Source organism: Mesorhizobium sp. WSM1343, assembly GCF_055901535.1.
On the sequence record NZ_CM148370.1, the window covers coordinates 4343495 to 4365224 of the forward strand.

Sequence of the window (21730 nt, forward strand, 5' to 3'; positions counted from 1 at the left end):
AACAAGGCTCCAGTTGCGGAGACGAGCATGTGACCAGGACGCGGCTGAAAGGCCATTTCGAGACGAGTTTAGCCGGGTTGACGCAGCCGACGCGCTCCGACTGGATCTTTGCCTTGCGCACCGTTTCAGCCGGCTTGATCGCGCTGCTGGCAGCCTATGCGCTGAAGCTCGACCATCCGCAATGGGCCATGATGACGGTGTTCATCGTCGCCCAGCCGGTTGCCGGCATGGTGCTGGCGAAGGGCTTCTACCGGCTGCTCGGCACGCTGGTCGGCGGCATCGCCGCGATCGGCATCACCACCGTTTTCGGCACCAATCCCTGGGTGCTGGTGACTGTGCTTGCCGTCTGGATCGGCATCTGCACCTTCGTCTCGTCGCTGCTGCGCAATCCGGAAGCCTATGGCGCCGCCCTGGCCGGCTACACCGCAATGATCATCGGCCTGCCCGCTTTCGGACAGCCGCATCTCGTCGTCGACCTCGCTGTCGCGCGCTGTGCCGAGATCGTGCTCGGCATCGTCTGCGCCGGCCTGACCAGCCGGCTGATCCTGCCAAAACTGGCCAGCGACGCCATCGTCTCGCGCCTGAAACGCTGCATCCTCGATCTTGCCACCTATGCCGGCGGTGCGTTCTCCGGCGGCGACCCGGCAACGCTGTCCGCGCTGCACCGAAAGCTGGTCACGGATACCCAGACGCTCGGCGAGATGCGCGCCTATGCCAGGCTCGAGGCGCCGAGCTTCGCGCCGCGCGCGCATCCGGTCCGGCGCACGATCGGACAACTGCTCTCGGCGTTGTCGGCGGCACGTGCGTTGCATTCGCATGCCGCTCCGAAGAATGCGGCGCTCATTCCGGTGCGTTCGGAGTTGCAGGCCCTTGTCGGTGAAATGGCCGCGAAGCCCGGCGCGCTGGACGACACCACGCCTTGGGTGGCGCGGCTCGACACCATCTCGGCCAAGGCCCGGCAAATGCCCGATGCCTCGACCGACCAGGGCGACGACAGGGTCGGCACGATCACCCGCCTGACCATTGCCGCCGATTTCGCCGATGCGCTCAAGCAGGTGCTGCGCGGCCTTGATGCCCTGCGTGCGCCTGCCACGCGCCCGGCCAGGGGCAGCAGGCAGCCTGCGCTGGTGGTGCATCGCGATTACGCCGGCGCATCGCGCAACGCGGTGCGCGCTGCCCTTGCGACGCTGCTGGTCGCGGCCTTCTGGTTGACGACGAAATGGTCGGAAGCCGCCGGCACGGTCATTCTCGTCGCCGTCGTGTCGAGCCTGTTTGCTGCTCGCCCCGACCCTGTGCAGGTCGCCTGGGGTTTCTTCAAGGGAACGCTTCTGGCGCTGCCCTTTGCCTTTCTCGTCGGCCAGATCGCATTGCCTGCCCTGCCCGGCTTCGGCTGGTTCATGCTGTTTGTCGTGCCGATCCTGGTGCCGACGGCGCTGGCCATGGCCAATCCACGTTATGTCGGCGTGGCGACGGCTTTCGCCATCAACTTTCTCGCCTTCCTCAGTCCACACCAGGCGATGACCTACGATCCCGGACCCTTCTTCGCCGGTTCGGCGTCGATCCTGGTCGGCATCCTGCTGGCGATCGGTGTCTTCATCGTCGTGCTGCCGGCCGATCCTTGGCTCGCGGCCAACCGCATCGTGCGCGCCATGCGTGAGGATCTGGCGCGGCTTTGCCTGCATGAGCGGGTGCCGAGGCGGTCGGCCTTCGAGAGCCTCGCCTACGACCGCATCAACCAATTGATGCCGCTGGTGCAGAATGCCGGTCAGAAAGGCGATGCGGTTCTGGGCGGCGGCGTCGCCGCCGTCACCGTCGGCCTGGAGGTCCTTCGGCTGCGCGATGCGAGCCAAAGCCATGCCATCCCATCCGAGACCGCGCTTTCGATCGCCAACTTCCTGAGAGGGCTGGCGCGCGAACTGCTCTTCCGCGCCCCCGGCGATCCGCAGACATCAACCGTCACCGTCGCCCGGCGATATGCGGCGAGCATTGCGCAGCGAAACGGTACCGGGGAATTGCTGCAGATCGCGGCATCGCTGCGCATCATCGCCGCCGCGATGGAGGATTTTCCGGATTTTTTCGCCAGGGATAAAGGCTAGGCGGCCGCTATCGCCAGCGCGTGGCCGCGCGCGTTCTCGCGCAGCGCGTCGAGATGGATCGACTTGACCAAGGCGGCGAGATCACCCTCGGCGGATTGACCGCCCACTTCCTTGAGCATCAGCCAGCTTACCTCCTGCACACCGGCGACGCGCTTGCCGTTGGCGACCTCGCGCCAGATCTTCAGCGCACGCAGGATGATGGCGTGCGTGGCGCCGGCGAGCCCGGCGCTGCGGAACAATGCCTGCAAGGCCACGTCGTGCCCGCCGGCCAGCAGCGCCCTAACCCTTTGTTCGGACTGCTGGCTGAGCGCAACCAGTGCCGAGCCGAAGAAATCGACCTTGCCATGCGCGATGGTGCGGATGAGGAAGCTCGCGGTGAGGTCGCCACGCAGCCTGAGATGCTCGATCAGGGCCGCATGTTCTTCCGTGCGCGTGCCTTCGATCAGCGTCACCGAAGCCTTGACGCAGGCGTCGCGCATGACGCGGTCGGCTCGCGCCGCGCCCATCATCGCCATCACCAGTGGCGACGTTTTCAGCATTTCGCCAAGCTTGACGAGCAGCATATGCCGGCAGTCGGCCGGCAGCCTGACATCCGATATCAGCGCCTCGCGCACCAGCGGCAGGTGCCCATGCCGTTCGGCCATGCGGCGGAAGCTGAGCGAGGCGATGTCGGCGCCGCTGTTGGCGAGCAGCACGGCGCAGGCGTCCGCCTCGCCGATCTCGGCGATGGCCGCTGACAGCGCCATCGAGACGAGCGGCCGGTCTGCGATCAGTTTTTGCGTCGCCTTCGGACTCGAAGCCACGCGGTTGATCAGGTCGGCGTCGGTGAGCAGCGGCGAGCGCGCCAGCACCACGCCGGCGACTTCCGGCTGGTCGGAGGCCAGCACGCTGATGATCTGCATTGGCGCGTGTTGGCTCATCGACAGCGCCTCGGCCATCGCCAGCCGCACCTTCGACGAGGCATCGTCGAGCAACAGTGTCAGCGCCGCCTCTGCGGCGCAGCGGTCCTCGAAGGGCAATTCGGAATTGATGTAGGCTCGGGCCAGAGCGCTCGCCGCCGCGGCGCGCTCCGACACCTTGGCCGTGTAGATCCATTTCAGGAAATGCGAAACAACAACCATGCCCGCCTGCTTACGCCCCTTGCCGGAAGGTTCCGACCCCACTGACGACCGTAGGCAGAATTGGTTTACGAACCGTTCACCATGTTCATTAACTGGCTTGCGAGGCTGATTTGCAGCGCCTATCAACCGTCAAGCACCTGAGGAGAGAGAAATGGCCGGACTTTATCTCGAAGAGTTCGTCGTCGGCCATGTCTTCCAGCACACGCTGCGCAAGACCGTTACCGAAAGCGACAACATGCTGTTTTCGGTGATGACGCTGAACCCGCAGCCGCTGCACATCGACTTCGATTTCGCCACCAAGAGCGAATGGGGCAAGCCGCTGGTCAATTCGCTGTTCACGCTCGGGCTGATGATCGGCATTTCGGTCAATGACATCACCGTCGGCACCACGGTGGCCAATCTCGGCATGAAGGAAACCGTGTTTCCGCATCCGGTCTTCCATGGCGATACCGTTCGCGTCGAAACGACAGTCATCTCGGTGCGCGAGTCCAGGTCGAAGCCCGATCGCGGCATCGTCGAATTCGAGCATCGCGCCTACAACCAGCATGGCGATCTCGTCGCCAAATGCACCAGGCAAGCCATGATGCTGAAGAAGGCGGCCTGATCATGCGCTCGCTGCTGTTCGTCCCCGGTGACTCCGAGAGGAAGCTGGAAAGGGGTTTTGGTGCCGGCGCCGACGTGGTCATCGTCGACCTCGAGGATTCCGTGGCGCCGCACAACAAGGCGCTGGCGCGCGGCGTAGCGGCGCGCTTCATCCTGGAACGCAGGGCACAAACGACTTCCGCCATCTATGTCAGGGTCAATGACCTCGCGACCGGGCTGACGGATAACGATCTGGCGGCGCTGGTTCCGGCGAAACCCGACGGCATCATGCTGCCCAAGTCGAACGGCGGCCAGGATGTGCAGCACCTGTCGGCAAAACTCAGGGTGCGCGAGGCCGAAAACGGCCTGGCCGACGGCGCGATCAAGATCCTGCCGATCATCACCGAAACGCCGGCAGGCGTGCTGGCGGCGGCAACCTATGCCGGGACCAGCGCGCGGCTTGCCGGGCTCACCTGGGGCGCGGAAGACCTGTCGGCGGCGCTCGGCGCGCGCAGCGCCCGCGACGAGCATGGCCGCTACACGGACGTGTTCCGTCACGCTCGCACCATGACCATACTCGCCGCCGGTGCGGCGGAGGTCGCGGCGATCGACACCGTCTTCCCGAATTTTCGCGACATGGCGGCCTTCGCCGCGGAGTGCGCCGAGGCCGAACGCGATGGCTTCACCGGCAAGATGGCGATCCACCCCGATCAGGTGCCGGTCATCAACGCAGCCTTCACGCCGTCGGCCGAGGCGGTGAGACAATCGGCGGCAATCGTTGCTGCGTTCGCGGCAGCGGGAAGCCCCGGCGTCGTCGCTATCGACGGCAAGATGTTCGACCGCCCGCACCTGCGGCTGGCCGAGCGGCTTCTGGCGCGGGCAAAGGCGGCAGGTGTTTCCGCCTGAGCGCCTGCTACCAAACCAATGGAATCAGGCGGTAACGGACCCGGGCCACATAGTCGTCATAGCCGCGCAGACCGGCGCGAAGCGTTTTCTCTTCGATGAAGGTGCGGATGGCCAAGAGAACGACGAGCACGAGCACCGACGCCAGCCCCCACCAGGAACCAAGCAGAAGTGCCGTGCCGGCGAAGAAGAGGATGGCGCCGGCATACATCGGATGGCGGACGTAGCTGTAAGGCCCGGTGGAGATCACACGTTGTCCGCGTTCGTCCTGGATCTTGACCACGGGCGCCGCAAAACTGTTCTCCAGCATCGTCAGATAGCAGATCCAGATTCCGAGCAGCAGGACCAGTGCGCCGACCACCTGCACCCAGACGGGAACCGCCGACCAGCCGAAACGAACGTCGAATCCCATGAATATCTGAGAACCAAAGATGGCGAGCAGAAGTATGGACAGCAGCACCTTGTCGGCCGCGTCCTGATTCTTCTGGATGGGAGAGCTCAGCCGCTCATTCATCAGACCGGGATCGCGCCTTGCCAGCGCCACGCCCAAGGTGAGACTGAGGCCCACCATCCCCACCAGATAGACCCAGGCCCCCGGCCAATGCAGCGTGCCGGCCGACAGGAAGAGCAAGGCGCCCATAGCGACGAACCAGACGAATGTCTGAAGAACCAATTTCGCGATCATGATCGACCTGCCTTGATATCCGCTGATGATTGGTATTTTAGACCATTGGTCTACCATACAGACCACTGGTCTATAGTTCAAGCGAACCTTCGACCCGAGGCTCCGAACTCCAGCTTAACAAAAGGCTTGCAGCAGTCGGTTGTGTTGGCCGCTTTTGCCGGGCAGCCTCCGTGTTAGGAATTTTTTCTTGACTCGGTGATCTCAGCTATGGTACATTTTTGCCCATGGTGCTGATTTGCGCCAGTGGCCCGCCGCACAGGCGGGTTTTTCGTTTGATGCTCCGTCAGCCAACGCGCAGGCGGAGGCTCCGAAGGGACCCGTTAACCCGAAATTCGTTGCCCTGGCTGCCGACGTCGGGACTGGACGGGAGCAGCCATCACGTGCAGAAAGTTCGTCATGCCCCGTGTCATCAAGCATCCAGAACTCAGGCGAGAAGAACTTCTGGACCATGCCCAGGCCCTGTTCCTGACCCAGGGCTATGACAAAGCGAGCCTCAATGACGTGATTGCGTCCGCCGGCATCTCGAAGGGTGCTTTCTATCATTACTTCCCCTCCAAGGAGGCTCTCCTGGAGGCATTGGCCGATCGCTTTGCAAGACAGGCACTGGCTGGGGTCCAGGACATACTCCACGATCCCGGCCTCGACCCGCTTGGCCGCCTGAATGGCCTGCTCAGCCAGTCGCGGCGGGCCAAGATCGAAACCGCGCCGGAAGCTTGGGCTCTTTTCGAGACGATGTTCCGGCCTGAGAATCTGGTGCTTTTCCACCGTATCAATCTGGCCGCCAGCGCGTCGTTTTCACCGCTGCTGGTCAAGGTCATCAGGCAAGGAATCGAAGACGGCACTTTCAGGACCTTCGATCCGGAAGGTGTCGCCGACATCGTCATGCAATTCGGCATGGCCACGCGTGATGTCGTGGCCAAGGCCATTGCCGGCGGCAGCGACGCCGACATGGAGGCCGCGATCGAAGTCCTGGAGAAACGCGTCAGGCTCTACGAGATCGCCCTCGACCGCATACTGGGCCTGCCCGATGGAAGCATTCGGATCGGCGAGCCCGGCTATGTGCGCACCGTCATGACCGCCAGGCGGCGAACGAGTGCCGGCAAGGCGCGGTAGCTGGCCGAGCCTGATATCTAGTCCTTGTCCCAGCGCGGCCGGCGCATCGAAAACACCTCGTCGACGCTGGCATAGTCCATATAGCCGAGACGAGCGACATTGCCGGCCTTGGTGATGTCGAACAGGCCGTCCGTCAGGAAGGCGTCGTCGATATGCACGCCGACCACTTCACCGGCGACGATGACGGCACTTGTCGGCGACCCGTCCAGGGCCTTTGGCCGAAAAACTTCAGTCACCCGGCATTCGAGCGCGGCCGGCGCTGCCGCCACGCGCGGCGGGGCGACCAGGCGCGACGGCGCCATGGCAAGATCGGCATAGACGAACTCATTGACGCCGCGCGGAGCATTGACCGACGTGCGGTTCATCTTCTCCGCGAGATCGCGGCTGACCAGATTGGCGACGAACTCGCCGGTTTCCTGGGCGAAGGAGGCGCTGTCCTTCTCGCCTTCGGAGGAGAACCAGACGATGAAAGGCCGCGTCGAAACGGCATTGAAGAAGGAATATGGCGCGAGGTTGATCTCACCAGCCCTGTTCAGTGTCGAAATCCAGCCGATCGGACGCGGCGCCACGATCGCCTTCGAAGGGTCGTGCGGCAGGCCGTGGCCCTTTGAAGGCTCGTAGAACATTCAGCCGACCCACGGCCCCGAATAGTCACTGTACAGCTTTGCCGGATCGGGCCGGGGCCGCTCCGGCGCCGGGCCGGCATAGGAGCCGATATGGATGAAGCCGATGACCCGCTCCTGCGGCGCCAGCCCCAGCAGTGCCCTGCCCTCCGGCACATCCGAATACCAGTTGCTGATCATGTTGGTGCCAAAGCCCAGCGCGTTGGCTGATATCATCAGGTTCATCGCCGCCATGCCGCCCGACAGGAACATTTCCCATTGCGGGATTTTTGGATTCTCCCTGGGGACAGATACGACGCCGATCACCAGCGGTGCGCGCGAGAACCGCGCCAGTTCCTGATTGCGGCGGCCCTCCGTCAATGGGCCCTCCCGCTGCTCGGCAAGTGCTGCCAGTTGCCTGCCGATCTCGACGCGGGCGTCGCCACGGTAGAGGATGAAGCGCCAGGGCTCCAACCGGCCATGATCGGGCACCCGGGAGGCAGCAGTGATCATTGTCGCGATCTCCGCATCGCTCGGCGCCGGCTCCTTCAGATCTGGAATCGGTGCGGAGTTTCGGGTCAGCAGGAAGTCGATGATCGGCGACGCCATGGGCGCAAGTCTCCTGGACATTCTGTTTTGAGCTGAAGCGCACCATCGGGGATTCGGGCGGCTCGGGCATTGGCGCGGGATACGCCGGACGGAAGAGTCGTATCGGTCGGACTCTTAAGCCTTGAAATTGCCACCGCCATGGGCTTCAACGCAAGGCATGTTTGAGGGGACTGTCCGTCTTTTCCTGGTCTGGCTCGGCGCCCTGCTGTTCATGGCGCCGGTTTCGTTCGCCATGGCGCAGAATGTCGACGGAGTCAGCGACCTGAAGCTTCCGGGAATTTCGAGCTACGCGACGCCGAAAGGCGAGACGTCACTGGCGCTGAGCGGCGGCGGTGCCATCACACTCTCTGCCCAGTTGACCGACAAGGGTTCCGACATCACGCGCGGCATCGTCTGGCGGGTCTTCAAGCCGGAAGCCGTCAACGGCAAATTGCCGATGGTCGCCTCCTCGCATGGCGGCACCGCCGTCTTTCAACTCGAACCCGGCAGCTATCTGGTTCACGCCTCCTACGGCCGGGCCGGCGCCACCAAACGCATCACTGTCGGCAAGGACGCCAAGCGCGAAAGCCTCGTGCTCGATGCCGGCGGCCTCAAGCTCGACGCCGTGCTGTCCGGCGGCGTGCGCATTCCACCGAAGAAGCTGCGCTTTTCGATCTACGAGGGCACTGCCGAGGCCAATGGCGACCGCGCGCTGATCATTCCCGATGTCGAGCCCAACAGCGTCGTGCGGCTCAACGCCGGCATCTACCATGTCGTCTCGACCTATGGCGCGGTCAATGCAGTCATTCGCTCCGACATCCGCGTCGAGGCCGGCAAGCTGACCGAAGCCACCGTCGAGCATCACGCCGCCGAGATCACGATGAAGTTGGTGCGCGAAACCGGTGGCGAGGCGATCGCCGACACGTCCTGGTCGTTGCTCAACGAGTCCGGCGATCCGATCAAGGAAACCGTCGGCGCTTTCGCCTCGATGGTGCTGGCCGAGGGCGACTACACCATCATCGCCAAGAACCGCGACCGCATCTACCAGAAGGATTTTACGGTCGTGGCCGGGCAGAACCAGGAAATCGAGGTTCTGGCCACCGAGGCCGCGGCGATGGATCCTGAAGAAGGCGCGGATTAGTTCGCAATCCACCAGAAGAATCAGGTGTCTGCGTCATCCTCTGAACCAGCAGGATAATCCTGTCCGCCGTAGAGCACGCGCAGGATGACCACGGTGTCACCGTCGACCCGGAAAACGATCGACACGCGGCGTTCAAAGCCGACGATGCGGACGCCGGGGCCAACAGTGTCGCGCACGGTCCCGCGCTCCGGGAAGTTGGACAGCGCCATGCACGCGGCCTCTATGCGGTCGACATAGTCGTCGGCACGTCTGCTCCCGCTGTCGTTTTCGATGTAGTCGTAGATGGCGAAGAGGTCGGCTTGAGCCGCCGGTCTGAAGACGACCTTATGTGTCACGCTTGGAGGCCTTCATGCGGTCCGCATGATGGGCGCGCAGCGCTTTGAAGACGTCTTCTGCCGGGATGTCCGGACGCGGGTCGTCAAGGGCTTCCTGGACCTTGGCGCGCATAATCGCGGTGATGGTCTGCTCTTCGCGGTCGAGGGCGCGCAGCGCGGCGCGCATCACCTCGCTGGCGGAGTCGTAGGCACCCGACGCCAGGCGTACGTCAACGCTGGCCTGCTGGCGGCCGAGGGTCACGGTGATCGGTTTGCTGGTTCTCATGGCAAGCTCTTTCCTTGCCCAATATAGCGCATGACATTACAGTGTCATACTATTTTTCTCAACGGCCAGCCAAGACTCGGCCCTGTGAGCCGGACGTTTATTGTTCAAGCCGCCAGCTCGGTCCGCGCCGGCAGGAACGGGATCCGGCGGCGTGGCAAAGCTGGCGCCAGGTCGAACACGCCGCGATAGAGGCGGTCGAGCAAGGCCTTGCGGTCGCGCAACGGCTCCAGTTCGCTCCAGCTCAGCACATCGCCGACGCGCACGTCGATCGCCTTGCCCGACAGCCGCGCGAATTCGTAGATGAGCAGCGACGTGCGCAGCGTCAGCGAGGCCTTGCCGACGAACTTGGCCACCCGGCCGTCGCGCTCGGCCATGTTCATCGGCCCGCTGACAAGATGGAACAGCCTGCCGTTCTGCCCGGAAAAATGCATCGGGATGACCGACGCCCTGGCGTCCTGGACGAGGCGGGCCGGAAACATCTTCCACGGCAGATCGCGCGCCCGGCCAAAACCCTTTGGCGCGGTGGCGACACCGCCGGCCGGAAATACCACGATGGTGACGCCCTCTTTCAGCAGGCGCACCGCTTCATGGCGCACGGCCATGTTGTTCTTCAGCGCATCCTTGGTCTCCGAAAAGTCGATCGGCAGCGAATAAGGCTCCATCTCGCGGATCTTGAGCAGATCCTTGTGGATCATCACCCGGAACGGACGGCCGAGCTGCTCGGCCAGCGACAGCACGGCGATACCGTCACCGATGCCGAACGGATGATTGGCGACGATCACCAGCGGCGTCTCTGGCAATTGCGCGGGCGGCCACTGATCAGCGGTCCGCACCCGCACGTCGATCAGGTCGAGCATGCGGCTGAACACGCGTTCGCCGGTCGGCACGATCTGGCGGCGCCAGAAATCATAGAGGGCTGTGTAGCGGTCGCGGCCCGACAAGCCTTCGACCGAATGTATGAACCAGCGCGTCAGCGCCGGCTGGCGCGGATTGGCATAGGAAAGCTCGGGAAAGGGTCGTTCGCGCAATTTCAACTTGAGCATAGGGGCTCGTTACAAGGTCGGCGTGACAGGGATATGAAAATGGCGGTGGATCGCTCCACCGCCATTTGGTCGAAACTATGCCAATCAGGCCGCGCGTTTGCGCCGGCGATCGGGTGTGACGGCTTCCTCGGTCAGTTGCGCGATCGCCTGGTCAAGGCCAAGCGATTCCTGGTCGCGCGAGCCCAGTCGGCGCATGTTGACCGTCTGCTCTTCCGCTTCGCGCTTGCCGCAGACGAGGATGACCGGAACCTTGGCCAGGCTGTGCTCGCGGACCTTGTAGTTGATCTTCTCGTTGCGCAGATCCGCTTCCGCCAACAGCCCAGCGGCCTTCAGCTTTGCCACCACCTCGGTCGCATAGTCGTCGGCATCCGACGTGATCGTCGCCACCACCACCTGCAGCGGCGCGAACCACAGCGGGAAATGGCCGGAATAGTTCTCGATCAGGATGCCAAGGAAGCGCTCCATCGAGCCGCAGATGGCGCGGTGAACCATGACAGGCTGCTTCTTCTCGGAATCCGAGCCGATATAGAAGGCGCCAAACCGCTCCGGCAGGTTGAAATCGACCTGCGTCGTGCCGCACTGCCATTCGCGGCCGATGGCATCCTTCAGCACATATTCGAATTTCGGCCCGTAGAAGGCGCCCTCACCCGGATTGATCGAGGTCTTGATGCGATTGCCGGACCGTGTCCTGATCGTCTCCAGCACGCCGCCCATGATCGCCTCGGCGTGATCCCACGCCTCGTCGGTACCGACGCGTTTGTCCGGCCGCGTCGACAGCTTGACGCTGATTTCGTCGAAACCGAAATCAGCATAGGTCGACAGGATCAGATCGTTGATGCGCAGGCATTCCGCCGCCAATTGCTCCTCGGTGCAGAAGATGTGCGCATCGTCTTGCGTAAAACCGCGCACGCGCATCAGCCCGTGCAGCGCGCCGGATGGTTCGTAACGGTGGACGTTGCCGAATTCCGCAAGTTTGACAGGCAGATCGCGATAAGACTTCAACCCATGCTTGAAAATCTGCACATGGCCCGGGCAGTTCATCGGCTTCAGAGCGAAAACCCGGTCGTCATCGGTATCGTCGCCGGCCACCGTCACCTTGAACATGGCGTCGCGATACCATCCCCAATGGCCTGACGTCTCCCACAGGCTCTTGTCGAGAACCTGCGGCGCGTTGACCTCCTGATAGCCCTGCTCGTCGAGGCGGCGGCGCATGTAGTTGACCAGGTTCTGGAACATCTTCCAGCCCTTGGCGTGCCAGAAGACGACGCCAGGCCCCTCTTCCTGGAAATGGAACAGGTCCATCTCGCGGCCGATCTTCCTGTGGTCGCGCTTCTCGGCCTCCTCCAGCATCGTCTGATAGGCTTCGAGCTGCGCCTGATCAGCCCAGGCCGTGCCGTAGATGCGGGTCAGCATCGGATTGTTCGAATCGCCGCGCCAATAGGCGCCGGCCACCTTCATCAGTTTGAAGGCGTTGCCGATCTGCCCCGTCGAGGCCATGTGCGGGCCACGGCAAAGATCGAACCAGTCGCCCTGCGCGTAGATCTTGAGATCCTGATCCTCGGGAATGGCGTCGATCAGCTCCAGCTTGTAGCGTTCGCCCTTGTCGGCAAACACTTTCTTCGCCTTGTCGCGCGACCAGACTTCCTTGGTGAACGGCTTGTTGCGCGAAATGATCTCGCGCATCTTCTTCTCGATCACGGGAAAATCGTCAGGCGTGAACGGCTCGTTGCGGGCGAAGTCGTAGTAAAACCCGTTCTCGATCACCGGCCCGATGGTCACCTGCGTTCCCGGCCACAATTCCTGCACGGCTTCCGCCAACACATGTGCGGCGTCGTGACGGATCAGTTCGAGTGCGCGCGGGTCGTCGCGGGTGACGATCTCGACCTTGCCGGATTTGCCAAGCGGATCGCTGAGATCGCGGACGGTGCCGTCGATCGCATAGGCGACCGCCTTCTTGGCCAGCGACTTCGAGATCGATTCGGCGAGGCCCGCACCGGTCATCGCCGCGTCGTATTCGCGGACGGAGCCATCGGGAAATGTCAGGGAAACGGAATTCAGCATGTATATCTCCTATCCAGTCCCGCAAACGAGCGCGGGTGGTTGAAATGCATGTCGCCCAAAAATGTGTGGGCGGTTTTGGGGGTACGACATGCAAAGAGTAGGCCGGATGCGTCCGGCAGCGGCTGTCTTTTATGGACAGATTCCGCCGCCGTAAAGCCCGGCTCAAATGTCAGACTTCATTTGATGAGCAGCGGCAGGTCCTTCAGGAACGCGGCTCGGGTCTTGAGGCCTTTGGGCATATCGGTCCGATTGGTGTCGACGACAAGGCGCGCAAAGACGATCTGGCGGCCATCCTTGTTCGCCCAGCCGACGAACCACCCAAGCGAGCGCTTGTCCTGAACCTTATCGGCATCGTTGCGCAGCCTGGTGCTTCCGGTCTTGCCTTGCACCGTCCAGCCTCCGGCCTGGAAGGTCGGGATGATGGCTGATGTCATGTCGTAGGCCCTGGCCGAGACAGGCAGCTTGCGGGCCAGCAGCTTGCGCAGGAAATCGACCTGCTCGACCGGCGTGATCTTGAGCGAGGAGTTTATCCAGGATTGGGTCAAACCATCATTCTTGCCGGGATTGCCGGAAACATCGGCATTGCCGTAGCCGAATTTGGAGACATAGCCAGCCAATTTTTCCGGCCCGAGCCGACTGGTGATTTCACGGGAGAACCAGACGATCGAATCCCGTTCCCAGATCACCGGATCGACGGTCTTCTGGTCCCGCTTCACCGCCTTGAACTCCGGCTTGTAGTCCCACGCCGGCGTATGCTCGTCGCTCAGGATCCCGCTGTCATAGCCGATCAGCGACAGCGGCACCTTGAACGTCGAGGCCGGGCTGAACCGCTGGTCGCACACTCCGTCCTGGTAAAGCGTCTTGCCGCTCGCCGCATCGGCGATCACCGTGCACTGCAAATCCCCCAGCGGCGCCGATTGCGCGCGCAACGGAAATCCCAGCAGCCAGGCGAGCAGGAACAGGATCCCGGCAAAGATGAAGGGAAGACGGTCGAAATTGCGCATTTTCTGCTCGCTCCAGAAGGGGGTTCGCGAGCGGCTTAGCGGGGTCTCTTGTCTCGATTTTGTCTCAAATGCGCAGTCTTTGTGCAGGCTGTTGTTAACCCTACCGGATCGTAAACCTGCTCTCCCCCGGCCATCATTCCTGCGCTTTGCCGCGCTTGCTGCCGATCCGCCAGTACCGCCAGGGCATGAACCAGAGATAGCGATCCGCAAGCGCCTCCGGCACCAGGTCTATGCCATGCGTGCCGAATGGCCCGCAGCGCAGCACGCGGAAGAATCCCATCCAGCCGCCGGCCCACAGGCCATGGCGGGCGATCGCCTCATGCGCATATTCCGAACAGGTCGGCAGATGCCGGCAGGAATTGCCGACAAAGCCCGACAGCGTCAGCTGGTAGAGGCGCACGAGCGACGTGCCGAGGAGACGGCCTGGCGTCTTGCGCCAGGGGCCGGGCCAGTTGCGGCCGCGTTTTTGCGACCCGTCTATATGCGCATGCCCATGCTGGTCGCGCACCACAGTCTCCGTATCGCGTTTCCCAGGCGATAGATGTGGACTTCTGCCGGAGAACGCAATCCCCGCTCCTTGCGCGCCCCCGCCATCACGGACGGGAACGGCGAAACGGCTGCCTGTCAGCCGACGGCGCCCAGCGGTCACGACTGGCCGGCTCCTCGCGGCGCTTTGAATGCTGCTTTTCGTCACGCCATTGAAACGTCGCGATCCGCATGACATCGCCAAAAATGTTCAGCAACTGGATCATGGTCGGCCTCCTTCGACATGGATTAGACCGCCGCTGGCCTTCGCCTTCAAACGAGTATAATTTCCACTTCGGATAATCCTGGGCTATGCGAAATGAAGCGTGGGCGCCTGCCGCTGACGGCATTGAGGAGCTTCGAGGCGGCGGGCCGGCATCTGAGCTTCAGCCGGGCCGCCGAGGAGCTTTTCGTCTCGCAGGCGGCGATCAGCCGGCAGATCCGCGAGCTCGAAATCTTCCTGCATCGACCCTTGTTCGAACGTCACCATCGACGAGTCGAACTGACCGACACCGGCCGGCGTCTGCTGGATCAGCTTGTCAGAAGTTTCGACGCCATCGATACCTTGCTTGGCGATCTGGTGGCGACACCGGCACAGTCCGTGGTCCGCGTCAGTGTCGAGCCGTCGCTTGCCTCCGTGTGGCTGGTTCCCCGGCTCAACCGGTTTCGCCAATTGCGGCCCGACATCGACGTCTCCCTCGAAGTCGATCCAAGGCTGATCGAGTTCCGCAGCGATCAGCCGGAGCTTGCCTTGCGCTTCAGCGCGCATGCCGACTCGTGGCCGCGCAGCCAGGCCGAGCGGCTTGCCTCGACGGTCGATTCGCCGGTCCTGTCGCCGGCGCTGCTTGCTTCTGGCCCTGCCCTCAGGAAGCCAATCGATCTTGGCCGCTACACGCTTTTGCACGAGGAGAACCGCCAGGGCTGGGTGCGCTGGTTCGAAGCGGCCGGCGTGCCCGCCGACGCCGTGCCCGCGCGCGGGCCGATGCTGGCGGATGCGTCGCTTTCAAAGCAGGCCGCCTTGCTCGGACATGGCGTGGCATTGGGCGATCTGTTGCAGATCGGCGGGGAAATCGCATCCGGCGCGCTGGTCAAGCCGTTCGACATCGACGTCGCATCCGGCGCCTATTGGCTGGTGGCCAGAAACCTGCACGACCTCTCGGAGCCGGTCGCCGCGTTCGCCGACTGGCTCAGAAGCGAATTTGCCGAAAGCAGGCGGGCGCTGGAAGCGCAGGTTTAAACCCTTCTGGCCCGGTTCCTGTCCAGCCAAATGCCAAGCAGTGGCAGCAAAGATTTGGGCGCCTGCGCGAAGCCTGCGCACCGTGGACGGCCAAATCCCAAGGTCAGGCCGCTTCTTCGGCGCGCTTCTTCTCGATCTGGCCGATCGCGTCGACCACGGCATCGAAAGTCAGCATGGTCGAAGCGTGCCGCGCCTTGTAGTCGCGCACCGGCTCCAAATATCTGAGATCCGCAAAGCGGCCGTCCGGCGGGGCGCCATTTTCCTTGAGCATCTTCAGCATGGAGTCGCGCACCGCGCGCAATTCCTCGGCACTCGCGCCGACGACATGCTGCGCCATGATCGATGACGACGCCTGGCCGAGCGCGCAGGCCTTCACGTCATGGGCAAAGTCCGTGACGACGCCGTCCTGCATCTTGAGGTCGACGGTGACGGTCGAACCGCATAGCTTGGAGTGCGCCTTGGCGGTCGCGTCAGGATGATCGAGACGGCCGATGCGGGCGATGTTTCCGGCAAAACCGAGAATTTTCGCGTTGTAGACGTCGTTTATCATAATTTTCCAATCCGTCGCCGCCAAGCGAACAGCGATTGCCGCTGTCGTGTCTTCCTTTCGCTCGCTATGACCTTATATAATGCTGGCAGTCCGGTATCGACAAGAACGACGAAAGCCAATGTCCTTGCCGGGAAGTTCACGCCGCTTACGGGGCTGGAAACGGGGCGAGTTTCCGACACCGAAAGGTCGTGGTCCGTTCAACTCGTTCCTCCGCCGAGAGGGACTACGGGAGACGCCTTTATGGATGCCGTCATCAAGAAGCTCATGCCACAGTCAGCCTATATGGAAAAGCCGGTCACCGACCGGCCAAGCGAAGCCGAGGTCGAAGCCGCCGTGCGCACGCTTTTGCGCTGGACCGGCGACAATCCGGACCGCGAAGGGTTGGTCGACACGCCGAAGCGGGTGGCAAAGGCCTTTCGCGAAATGTTCGGTGGTTACGACATGTGCCCGGCCGACGAGCTCGGCCGCACCTTCGAGGAGGTCGCCGGCTACGATGACCTGGTCATCGTCAAGGACATCACATTCCATTCGCATTGCGAGCACCATATGGTGCCGATCATCGGCAAGGCGCATGTCGGGTATCTTCCGGACGGCAAGGTCGTCGGCCTGTCCAAGATCGCACGCGTCGTCGATATCTTCGCCCACCGCCTGCAAACCCAGGAGGCGCTGACGGCGCAGATCGCCGGCGTCATCCAGGACGTGCTCAATCCGCGCGGCGTCGCCGTCATGATCGAGGCCGAGCACATGTGCATGGCCATGCGCGGCATCCGCAAGCAGGGATCAACCACGCTGACCTCGACCTTCACCGGCGTTTTCAAGGACACGCCCGAAGAGCAGGTCCGTTTCGTCACCATGGTGCGCGGCGGCGGGGTCTGATCGGCCCTCGCCGGCCATCAAAATAAGGACCGGCGATGTCGGCACTGGAATTTCCAAAAGCTCCGTCGGACAAGAAGGCTCTCGAGGAAGGCGCGGTGTTTTCGCCGCGCTTCGATGCAGCCGGGCTGGTCACGGTCGTCGTGACAGACGCCGCGGACGGCATGCTGTTGATGGTTGCGCATATGAACGCGCAAGCACTGGCGCTGACGCTTGAGACCGGCATCGCCCACTACTGGTCGCGCTCGCGCAGCGCGCTTTGGAAAAAGGGCGAAACATCAGGCAATTTTCAGCATGTCGTCGAGATGCTCACGGATTGTGACCAGGATGCCATATGGTTGCGCGTCAAAGTGTTGGGCCACGACGCAACCTGTCACACTGGCCGGCGTTCATGCTTTTATCGGACGGTGGGGCTGGTCGACGGCAAAGGGACGCTTGCCATCGACGGCAGCAAGCCGCTGTTCGATGCGGAAAACACGTATCGGAAACCAACAGCTTGAACCTTCTGCCTGACACCAACGACACAGATTCATCATTTCGATACGCCCCGCTCGTATAGTAGCCGTGGGACAAGGGAGATTATGATGCTCGAGTGGGCGTCATTGCGTAACAGACCAGATGTCAGGGAGGCCAACGGCCTGTCCTCGTCAGGCGGCGCGTCCGAAACGAACTCCCAAAAGAAAACAGGCATTTCGCTCGCCTTGGGTGGCGGGTGCGCCCGCGGCTGGGCGCATATCGGCGTGCTGCGCGCGCTGGATGAAGCCGGCATCGAAGTATCGATGATCGCCGGCACCTCGATCGGCGCGCTGGTCGGCGGCTGCTATCTCGCCGGCAAACTGGACGAGCTCGAAGAATTCGCCCGCAGCCTGACCAAGCGCCGCATTTTCGGCCTGCTCGATCTCAATTTGCGCGGCAGCGGCCTGTTCGGCGGCATGAAACTCGATGCAAGGCTGCGCGAGCACATGGCCGGCATTCGTTTCGAGGACCTTGCCAAGCCGTTCGTCGCGGTCACTTCCGAAATCCGCACGGGCCACGAAATCTGGCTGTCGAGCGGCTCATTGATCACCGCCATGCGCGCCTCTTATGCGCTTCCCGGCGTGTTCGAGCCGGTGAATTGCAACGGCCGCGTGCTGGTCGACGGCGCTCTGGTCAACCCCGTACCGGTTTCGGTCTGCCGCGCCTACGAGCAGCCGCTCGTCGTGGCGGTCAACCTTCACTATGACCTGTTCGGCCGTGCCGCCGTCATCAAGCACAGCGCTGGCGAACTGGTCGTCGAAAAGGACGCGCCGCGGCCTGGCCAGATCGACGCCGAGCGCCAGTCGCATCAGACGCGGCTCGGCATCACCGGTGTCATGGTCGAGGCCTTCAACATCATTCAGGACCGCATTTCGCGCGCCAGGCTTGCCGGCGACCCGCCCGACATGTCGCTGCAGCCGAAGCTCAGCCATATCGGCCTGACCGAGTTCCACCGCGCCGACGAGGCGATCAAGCTCGGCTATCAGGCGACGATGGCGCAGATCGGCGAACTGACCCGGCTGCAGACAGTTCTCGCCTGATCAAAACCTACGCACGAGCCGCATCGGTGATACGAAACTGAACGGTGCGGTTGCCGTTCCAGTAATTTCCTGAGAGCGAACCGGCGACGTGGATTGTCTTGCCCCGGTTCTTGAACAGGAATTCGCCAAGCGCGGTATCGACGGCGCGAAAGGCGATCGCCTGGATGCGGCCGCCGCTTTCCGATTGCAGCTCGACGCGGATGTGATTGGTGCCGACCGGCCGCGCATCGGCCAACCGGTGGCGCGGCAACGCGAAAACAGGGGCCACGTGCCCGGCACCGAAAGGTCCGGCTTGTTCCAGCGCGTCGAGCAGGCTGAGTGTCGCGCCTTCAGCGGCAAGCGCACCGTCTATGGCCAGGCTTTCCTCGCCCTGCAGGCGAAACACGTCGGCTGCCGCCCGCTCTTCGAAAAACGCCCTGAGCTCACCAAGCCTCGCCCGCTCGACGGTGATGCCCGCCGCCATGCCATGCCCGCCACCCTTGACGATCAGACCGGCAATGGCCGCCTCGCGCACCAGCCGGCCGAGGTCGAAACCCGAGACCGAGCGGCCCGAGCCGGTGCCGATGCCGTTGGCGTTGAAGGCGATGGCGAAGGCCGGCCGGCGGGCATGATCCTTCAGCCGTGAGGCGAGCAAACCGACGATGCCCGGATGCCAGCTGTTGCTGGCGGTGACGACGATCGCCGGGCCATTGCCGCCGGCGAGCTCTGCATCGGCCTCGGCGCGCGCCGCCGCGAGCATCTCCTGCTCCATCAGCTGCCGTTCCTGGTTGAGCCGGTCGAGCGTCTCGGCAATGGTGCGCGCCTCGACCGGGTCGTCGGTCGCAAGCAACCGGCTGCCAAGTGCGGCATCGCCGATGCGTCCGCCGGCATTGATGCGCGGGCCGATCAGATAGGCCAGATGGAAGGTGCTGATCGGCTCGCCGATGCGCGACACCCGTGCCAGTGCCGCGAGCCCTTCGTTCTTCTGCTGGCGCGCCATCTGCAGCCCCTTGACCACGAAGGCACGGTTGACGCCGGTCAGCGGCACCACGTCACAAACGGTGGCCAATGCCACGATATCGAGCAGCGAAAGCAGGTCCGGCGGCGTAGCATCGGCCATGCGGCTACGCAGGATCCTGGCCGTCTGCACAAGGGCGAGGAAGACCACGCCGGCGGCACAGAGATGGCCCTGCCCGGAAAGGTCGTCGTCGCGATTGGGATTGACGACAGCGATTGCCGCCGGCAAGGCACCGCCGACCTGGTGGTGGTCGAGCACCACGACATCGGCCCCGGCCTCATTGGCGGCATCGATGGAGGCGGCGCTGTTGGTGCCGCAATCGACGGTGACGATCAGTGTCGCGCCACGCGAAACAAGTTCGCGCATGGCGTCGGGGTTGGGGCCATAGCCCTCGAAAATACGATCCGGGATGTAGATTTCCGACGGCACCGAGAAATGCGTGAGGAACCGCTTCAGCAAGGCCGACGAGGCGGCGCCGTCGACATCATAGTCGCCGAAGATCGCCACCTTTTCCCTGGCCATCACCGCGGCGGCGATCCGGGCCGCCGCCCTGTCCATGTCGGTCAGCGATGCCGGATCCGGCAGAAGATCGCGGATCGTCGGATCGAGAAACCGCTCGGTCTGCTCGGCGGTGACGCCGCGGCCGGCAAGCACCCGTGCTACGATATCGGGTACCCCGTAGCCTTGCGCGATGGCGAGCGCGATCATGTCCTGCCGCTCGGTCAGCCGGTGCTCCCAGGAAACCCCTGACACCGACTGCCTGACATCGAGGAAGAGGCGCTTTTCGCCGGTCATACGCTTTGCCAACTCATCGTTGGCCGCACGATAGTGCATGTCGCCCAAAAGTGCGCAGCGGTTTTGGGGCGACGACCTGTATTGGCAACGATTTAAAGCGTGTCACGTTCATGCGACGCTCTATAGGCCAAAGGCAGGCAAAGCCAAGCGATTCACGGGGTGCGCCGTCCGGGAAGTATCAAGAAAACTGCGCTTTCCGCTTTTCAGCCTGGCGCCGAAGCCATTCGTCGGCCGCATCGCCCATCGTCTTTTCCACACCGTCCTTCAGCCAGGCCATGAAAGACCGGTCGAAGCTGAATGCGTAGCTGCATTCCCGGATGAGAAAGCGACGCACATTCTGGGTGTTGCGATAAGACTGCGTGATGGCGGTGGCGCGCGAGATCGGATCCGCGTGCCAGTCGAACGGTTTCATCGTCAAATCCTTGCAGCCAATATCGGGTGCGCCCGAATGGCTAACAATTGCAAGGTGGCTTCGCAAGCAAGCGTCAGAACTTATCCAGGTCCTGATGGCGTGCCTTGATCTCGCGCACCGTCCGCGACGACGAGCGCAGCACGATCGTGTGGGTGGTGATGTAATTGTGGCCGAACTTGACGCCAGCCAGCATGTTGCCGTCGGTGACACCGGTGGCCGCAAACAGCACATCGCCGCGCGCCATGTCCTCCGTCCGATAGACCCGTTTCGGATTGGAAATACCCATCTTTGCCGCGCGAGCAACCTTTTCCGGTGTGTCGAGGATCAGCCTGCCCTGCATCTGGCCGCCGGTGCAGCGCAGCGCGGCGGCGGCCAGCACGCCCTCGGGTGCTCCGCCAGTACCGAGATAGATATCGATGCCGGTTTCTTCCGGATCCGTGGTGTGGATGACGCCGGCGACATCGCCGTCGCCGATCAGCCGGATCGCGGCACCCGTGGCGCGCACGGCATCGATCAGCTTGGCATGACGTGGCCGGTCGAGGATACAGGTGGTGATGTCCGAAATAGCCACGCCCTTGGCGCGGGCGAGGCTGGCGATGTTTTCGGCCGGTGAGGCATCGATATCGATGACGCCGTCCGCATAGCCCGGACCGATGGCGATCTTATCCATGTAGACATCGGGCGCAAACAGCAGGCTGCCCTTTTCGGCGATGGCGATGACGGCGAGCGCATTGGGCAGGTTCTTGGCGCAGATCGTCGTGCCTTCGAGCGGATCGAGCGCGATATCGACCGCCGGACCTTTGCCGGAGCCGACTTCTTCGCCGATATAGAGCATCGGCGCTTCATCGCGCTCGCCCTCGCCGATCACCACCGTGCCCCTGATGGAAAGCCGGTTGAGTTCCTGGCGCATGGCATCCACGGCGACCTGGTCGGCCGCCTTTTCGTCGCCGCGCCCACGCAGCCTGGCGGCCGCGACGGCGGCCCGTTCGGTGACGCGCACCAGTTCCATAGTGAGTATCCGGTCAAGGCCGGCGACGATGTTCTGGGCCACATTCATCTGGTGATTTCCTCGTTGGCAATGCGGCCTCCCGCCGGAGGCGGGCCTGTTTTGTCAAACGAGCATGACAACGGCAAGACCTGCCACAAATTTTATCGAATATCCAACAATATCAATCGATTAAACTACGTCTTGAAACACGACCGGCCCGATCGCCACGCGCCGGGCCAGTCTTAAAACGGTGAGAAT

Annotated in this window: 24 protein-coding genes; 9 read left to right on the forward strand and 15 right to left on the reverse strand. The window is 63.1% G+C overall.

Features of this window, described 5'->3' with window-relative positions; genetic code table 11:
* Positions 1 to 29 precede the first annotated feature (29 nt).
* Positions 30 to 2096, forward strand: a complete 2067-nt coding sequence (locus AC0NIL_RS21170; protein ID WP_473573788.1) for an FUSC family protein — start codon at positions 30 to 32, stop codon at positions 2094 to 2096.
* Here the strand turns inward: AC0NIL_RS21170 and AC0NIL_RS21175 are convergent.
* Positions 2093 to 3217, reverse strand: coding sequence for a DUF2336 domain-containing protein (locus AC0NIL_RS21175; RefSeq protein ID WP_063167881.1), 1125 nt, complete (start codon positions 3215 to 3217; stop codon positions 2093 to 2095). The two genes, AC0NIL_RS21170 and AC0NIL_RS21175, sit on opposite strands and share 4 nt — an antisense overlap.
* A 151-nt stretch (positions 3218 to 3368) precedes the next feature.
* Between AC0NIL_RS21175 and AC0NIL_RS21180 the strand changes: the two genes are divergently transcribed.
* Positions 3369 to 3821, forward strand: a complete 453-nt coding sequence (locus AC0NIL_RS21180) for a MaoC family dehydratase (RefSeq protein ID WP_013531968.1) — start codon at positions 3369 to 3371, stop codon at positions 3819 to 3821.
* Between the two features lie 2 nt (positions 3822 to 3823).
* Complete coding sequence (locus tag AC0NIL_RS21185) at positions 3824 to 4705, forward strand: HpcH/HpaI aldolase/citrate lyase family protein (RefSeq protein ID WP_224619662.1); 882 nt, start codon at positions 3824 to 3826, stop codon at positions 4703 to 4705.
* A 7-nt stretch (positions 4706 to 4712) separates the two neighbouring features.
* Here the strand turns inward: AC0NIL_RS21185 and AC0NIL_RS21190 are convergent, their stop codons facing one another.
* Positions 4713 to 5387: a methyltransferase family protein gene (locus AC0NIL_RS21190; RefSeq protein ID WP_013531970.1), complete on the reverse strand. Its 675-nt coding sequence runs from the start codon at positions 5385 to 5387 to the stop codon at positions 4713 to 4715.
* A gap of 396 nt (positions 5388 to 5783) precedes the next feature.
* Here AC0NIL_RS21190 and AC0NIL_RS21195 point away from each other — a divergent pair, with 396 nt between their 5' ends.
* Positions 5784 to 6500 (forward strand): TetR/AcrR family transcriptional regulator, encoded by a 717-nt coding sequence (locus AC0NIL_RS21195; protein ID WP_024505353.1) that lies wholly within the window; start codon positions 5784 to 5786, stop codon positions 6498 to 6500.
* 17 nt (positions 6501 to 6517) lie between these two features.
* Here the strand turns inward: AC0NIL_RS21195 and AC0NIL_RS21200 are convergent, their stop codons facing one another.
* Both AC0NIL_RS21200 and AC0NIL_RS21205 read right to left on the reverse strand, forming a co-directional pair.
* Entirely contained in the window at positions 6518 to 7126 is a 609-nt protein-coding gene (locus AC0NIL_RS21200; RefSeq protein WP_024505354.1) for a flavin reductase family protein, read from the reverse strand.
* Entirely contained in the window at positions 7127 to 7711 is a 585-nt protein-coding gene (locus tag AC0NIL_RS21205; protein WP_024505355.1) for a nitroreductase family protein, read from the reverse strand.
* A gap of 157 nt (positions 7712 to 7868) precedes the next feature.
* On the opposite strand from AC0NIL_RS21205, the gene AC0NIL_RS21210 reads away from it, so the two are divergent.
* Complete coding sequence (locus AC0NIL_RS21210; protein WP_013531974.1) at positions 7869 to 8831, forward strand: hypothetical protein; 963 nt, start codon at positions 7869 to 7871, stop codon at positions 8829 to 8831.
* Between the two features lie 20 nt (positions 8832 to 8851).
* Here the strand turns inward: AC0NIL_RS21210 and AC0NIL_RS21215 are convergent, their stop codons facing one another.
* The 7 genes from AC0NIL_RS21215 to AC0NIL_RS21245 form a co-directional block, all read right to left on the reverse strand.
* Positions 8852 to 9166: a type II toxin-antitoxin system RelE/ParE family toxin gene (locus AC0NIL_RS21215; RefSeq protein ID WP_063167878.1), complete on the reverse strand. Its 315-nt coding sequence runs from the start codon at positions 9164 to 9166 to the stop codon at positions 8852 to 8854.
* Positions 9156 to 9431, reverse strand: a complete 276-nt coding sequence (locus tag AC0NIL_RS21220; protein WP_127366467.1) for a type II toxin-antitoxin system ParD family antitoxin — start codon at positions 9429 to 9431, stop codon at positions 9156 to 9158. The genes AC0NIL_RS21215 and AC0NIL_RS21220 overlap by 11 nt, the downstream gene beginning before the upstream one ends.
* A gap of 104 nt (positions 9432 to 9535) precedes the next feature.
* Entirely contained in the window at positions 9536 to 10474 is a 939-nt protein-coding gene (locus AC0NIL_RS21225) for a lysophospholipid acyltransferase family protein (protein WP_275954599.1), read from the reverse strand.
* An 84-nt stretch (positions 10475 to 10558) separates the two neighbouring features.
* Positions 10559 to 12535: a threonine--tRNA ligase gene (thrS, locus tag AC0NIL_RS21230; protein ID WP_063172025.1), complete on the reverse strand. Its 1977-nt coding sequence runs from the start codon at positions 12533 to 12535 to the stop codon at positions 10559 to 10561.
* Positions 12536 to 12711: 176 nt separating this feature from the next.
* Positions 12712 to 13539 (reverse strand): class D beta-lactamase, encoded by an 828-nt coding sequence (gene blaOXA / locus AC0NIL_RS21235; protein ID WP_275954600.1) that lies wholly within the window; start codon positions 13537 to 13539, stop codon positions 12712 to 12714.
* Positions 13540 to 13672: 133 nt separating this feature from the next.
* Positions 13673 to 14047, reverse strand: coding sequence for a membrane protein insertion efficiency factor YidD (yidD, locus tag AC0NIL_RS21240; protein ID WP_027162584.1), 375 nt, complete (start codon positions 14045 to 14047; stop codon positions 13673 to 13675).
* A gap of 85 nt (positions 14048 to 14132) precedes the next feature.
* A complete protein-coding gene (locus AC0NIL_RS21245) occupies positions 14133 to 14291 on the reverse strand; it encodes a hypothetical protein (protein WP_275954601.1) in 159 nt (52 codons plus the stop codon).
* 92 nt (positions 14292 to 14383) lie between these two features.
* Here AC0NIL_RS21245 and AC0NIL_RS21250 point away from each other — a divergent pair, with 92 nt between their 5' ends.
* Entirely contained in the window at positions 14384 to 15301 is a 918-nt protein-coding gene (locus tag AC0NIL_RS21250) for a LysR substrate-binding domain-containing protein (protein WP_275954602.1), read from the forward strand.
* Positions 15302 to 15404: 103 nt separating this feature from the next.
* Here the strand turns inward: AC0NIL_RS21250 and AC0NIL_RS21255 are convergent, their stop codons facing one another.
* Complete coding sequence (locus tag AC0NIL_RS21255; RefSeq protein ID WP_063167874.1) at positions 15405 to 15851, reverse strand: iron-sulfur cluster assembly scaffold protein; 447 nt, start codon at positions 15849 to 15851, stop codon at positions 15405 to 15407.
* 240 nt (positions 15852 to 16091) lie between these two features.
* Between AC0NIL_RS21255 and folE the strand changes: the two genes are divergently transcribed.
* The 3 genes from folE (at position 16092) to AC0NIL_RS21270 (ending at position 18280) form a co-directional block, all read left to right on the forward strand.
* A complete protein-coding gene (folE, locus tag AC0NIL_RS21260; protein WP_013531982.1) occupies positions 16092 to 16727 on the forward strand; it encodes a GTP cyclohydrolase I FolE in 636 nt (211 codons plus the stop codon).
* 35 nt (positions 16728 to 16762) lie between these two features.
* A complete protein-coding gene (gene hisI / locus AC0NIL_RS21265) occupies positions 16763 to 17224 on the forward strand; it encodes a phosphoribosyl-AMP cyclohydrolase (protein ID WP_013531983.1) in 462 nt (153 codons plus the stop codon).
* Positions 17225 to 17308: 84 nt separating this feature from the next.
* Entirely contained in the window at positions 17309 to 18280 is a 972-nt protein-coding gene (locus AC0NIL_RS21270; protein ID WP_063173662.1) for a patatin family protein, read from the forward strand.
* A 7-nt stretch (positions 18281 to 18287) separates the two neighbouring features.
* On the opposite strand, the gene recJ is transcribed toward AC0NIL_RS21270, so the two are convergent.
* The 3 genes from recJ to glpX all read right to left on the reverse strand — a co-directional run bounded on the left by recJ (position 18288) and on the right by glpX (position 21541).
* Positions 18288 to 20072: a single-stranded-DNA-specific exonuclease RecJ gene (recJ, locus tag AC0NIL_RS21275; protein WP_013531985.1), complete on the reverse strand. Its 1785-nt coding sequence runs from the start codon at positions 20070 to 20072 to the stop codon at positions 18288 to 18290.
* A 178-nt stretch (positions 20073 to 20250) separates the two neighbouring features.
* Positions 20251 to 20484 carry a DUF6434 domain-containing protein gene (locus AC0NIL_RS21280; protein WP_473573789.1) on the reverse strand — a complete coding sequence of 78 codons (234 nt, stop codon included), beginning with the start codon at positions 20482 to 20484 and terminating at the stop codon, positions 20251 to 20253.
* A 73-nt stretch (positions 20485 to 20557) separates the two neighbouring features.
* Complete coding sequence (gene glpX, locus AC0NIL_RS21285) at positions 20558 to 21541, reverse strand: class II fructose-bisphosphatase (RefSeq protein ID WP_013531987.1); 984 nt, start codon at positions 21539 to 21541, stop codon at positions 20558 to 20560.
* Positions 21542 to 21730 lie beyond the last annotated feature (189 nt).

What these genes read in the sequence shown, in the direction of transcription:
- thrS (WP_063172025.1), bottom strand. Translation starts at nt 12,535, where the DNA reads ATGCTGAATTCCGTTTCCCTGACATTTCCCGATGGCTCCGTCCGCGAA.
- hisI (WP_013531983.1), top strand. Translation starts at nt 16,763, where the DNA reads ATGTCGGCACTGGAATTTCCAAAAGCTCCGTCGGACAAGAAGGCTCTC.
- AC0NIL_RS21185 (WP_224619662.1), top strand. Translation starts at nt 3,824, where the DNA reads ATGCGCTCGCTGCTGTTCGTCCCCGGTGACTCCGAGAGGAAGCTGGAA.
- AC0NIL_RS21180 (WP_013531968.1), top strand. Translation starts at nt 3,369, where the DNA reads ATGGCCGGACTTTATCTCGAAGAGTTCGTCGTCGGCCATGTCTTCCAG.
- AC0NIL_RS21195 (WP_024505353.1), top strand. Translation starts at nt 5,784, where the DNA reads ATGCCCCGTGTCATCAAGCATCCAGAACTCAGGCGAGAAGAACTTCTG.
- AC0NIL_RS21190 (WP_013531970.1), bottom strand. Translation starts at nt 5,387, where the DNA reads ATGATCGCGAAATTGGTTCTTCAGACATTCGTCTGGTTCGTCGCTATG.
- AC0NIL_RS21175 (WP_063167881.1), bottom strand. Translation starts at nt 3,217, where the DNA reads ATGGTTGTTGTTTCGCATTTCCTGAAATGGATCTACACGGCCAAGGTG.
- AC0NIL_RS21210 (WP_013531974.1), top strand. Translation starts at nt 7,869, where the DNA reads ATGTTTGAGGGGACTGTCCGTCTTTTCCTGGTCTGGCTCGGCGCCCTG.
- AC0NIL_RS21255 (WP_063167874.1), bottom strand. Translation starts at nt 15,851, where the DNA reads ATGATAAACGACGTCTACAACGCGAAAATTCTCGGTTTTGCCGGAAAC.
- AC0NIL_RS21225 (WP_275954599.1), bottom strand. Translation starts at nt 10,474, where the DNA reads ATGCTCAAGTTGAAATTGCGCGAACGACCCTTTCCCGAGCTTTCCTAT.
- blaOXA (WP_275954600.1), bottom strand. Translation starts at nt 13,539, where the DNA reads ATGCGCAATTTCGACCGTCTTCCCTTCATCTTTGCCGGGATCCTGTTC.
- AC0NIL_RS21205 (WP_024505355.1), bottom strand. Translation starts at nt 7,711, where the DNA reads ATGGCGTCGCCGATCATCGACTTCCTGCTGACCCGAAACTCCGCACCG.
- glpX (WP_013531987.1), bottom strand. Translation starts at nt 21,541, where the DNA reads ATGAATGTGGCCCAGAACATCGTCGCCGGCCTTGACCGGATACTCACT.
- AC0NIL_RS21200 (WP_024505354.1), bottom strand. Translation starts at nt 7,126, where the DNA reads ATGTTCTACGAGCCTTCAAAGGGCCACGGCCTGCCGCACGACCCTTCG.
- AC0NIL_RS21280 (WP_473573789.1), bottom strand. Translation starts at nt 20,484, where the DNA reads ATGAAACCGTTCGACTGGCACGCGGATCCGATCTCGCGCGCCACCGCC.
- AC0NIL_RS21250 (WP_275954602.1), top strand. Translation starts at nt 14,384, where the DNA reads ATGAAGCGTGGGCGCCTGCCGCTGACGGCATTGAGGAGCTTCGAGGCG.
- AC0NIL_RS21270 (WP_063173662.1), top strand. Translation starts at nt 17,309, where the DNA reads ATGCTCGAGTGGGCGTCATTGCGTAACAGACCAGATGTCAGGGAGGCC.
- AC0NIL_RS21245 (WP_275954601.1), bottom strand. Translation starts at nt 14,291, where the DNA reads ATGATCCAGTTGCTGAACATTTTTGGCGATGTCATGCGGATCGCGACG.
- AC0NIL_RS21220 (WP_127366467.1), bottom strand. Translation starts at nt 9,431, where the DNA reads ATGAGAACCAGCAAACCGATCACCGTGACCCTCGGCCGCCAGCAGGCC.
- folE (WP_013531982.1), top strand. Translation starts at nt 16,092, where the DNA reads ATGGATGCCGTCATCAAGAAGCTCATGCCACAGTCAGCCTATATGGAA.
- recJ (WP_013531985.1), bottom strand. Translation starts at nt 20,072, where the DNA reads ATGACCGGCGAAAAGCGCCTCTTCCTCGATGTCAGGCAGTCGGTGTCA.